The following is a 1,410-nucleotide window of genomic DNA, read 5'->3' on the forward strand; positions in this document are numbered from 1 at the left end:
GGTGTCCCCCAGCCCACTGGTTCCAGTACGCAGCGGGCCGACCCACGCATCACTCATGGAAGCGCTCACCCCCCTGCCGAGGCCAGAGCGCACACACGGGCGCACGGCCACACACCGGGAGCACGGCGAGAGCACGGCCGGGGCACGCCCTCAGGGGTCCGTGCCCGCCGCGCTCTCACCCGTCTGCTCCAACGCACAACAATCTCGCCATCCGGAACACCGCCTCTTAACGGTCGGGATGCGGCGAACTACGCTGTGTTTACTGATGTTCTGAACCGATGGGCATATTCCGCGGAGATCGGCCAGGCGCTTTTGCAACCGGGATGCTTCCGGGTGCGCACCCGGGATGCTCCGGGTGCGGCCGGGATCACTCCGGACGCGGCCGGACCGGACTGGGGACCGGAAGCCGTCCGGCGGGGAGGACTCAGTACGAATGCCGCGCGCCGAGCAGCGACGCGGCGGCCGTCTGTGTGTCGAGGGGTGGCGCATGTCCAGGGAGCAACGCGGGCCGAACGAGAAGCTCGGCACCGTTCTCGCCCTCGCGGGAATCAGCAACGCCGGTCTCGCCCGGCGGGTCAACGACCTCGGAGCGCAGCGCGGCCTGACCCTTCGCTACGACAAGACGTCCGTGGCCAGGTGGGTGTCGAAGGGCATGGTGCCGCAGGGCGCCGCGCCCCATCTCATCGCCGCGGCGATCGGCGCGAAGCTGGGCCGTCCCGTGCCCCTGCACGAGATCGGTCTCGCGGACGCCGACCCGGCCCCCGAGGTCGGGCTCGCCTTCCCCCGCGATGTGGGCGAGGCGGTGAAGTCGGCGACCGAGCTGTACCGCCTCGATCTGGCCGGGCGGCGGGCCGGGAGCGGCGGCATCTGGCAGTCGCTGGCCGGTTCCTTCGCAGTGAGCGCTTACGCGACCCCCGCGTCCCGCTGGCTGATAACCCCCGCCGACTCCTCGGTGGAGCGGGTTCCGGAGACCGGGTCCGTGGACGACACACCCACCCGCGTGGGCCACAGCGATGTGGCCAAGCTGCGGGAGGCGGCCCAGGACGCGCGCCGCTGGGACTCCAAGTACGGCGGCGGCGACTGGCGTTCGTCGATGGTCCCCGAGTGCCTGCGGGTGGACGCGGCGCCCCTGCTGCTCGGCTCGTACTCGGACGAGGTGGGCCGCGCCCTGTTCGGCGCCACCGCCGAACTGACCCGGCTGGCCGGCTGGATGGCCTTCGACACCGGCCAGCAGGAGGCCGCGCAGCGCTACTACATCCAGGCGCTGCGGCTGGCCCGAGCGGCGGCGGACGTGCCGCTGGGGGGCTATGTGCTGGCATCGATGTCACTTCAGTCGATCTACCGGGGCTTCGCCGACGAGGGCGTCGACCTGGCCCAGGCGGCGCTGGAGCGCAACCGCGGACTGGCCAC

General features: G+C 71.9%; 1 pseudogene. It reads left to right on the forward strand.

Annotated elements, in window-relative coordinates:
- Positions 1-487: 487 nt before the first annotated feature.
- A pseudogene (locus ACWF94_RS40480) lies at positions 488-1,410 on the forward strand (sporulation protein); the annotation flags it as partial.

It is taken from the genome of Streptomyces sp. NPDC055078 (assembly GCF_053607985.1).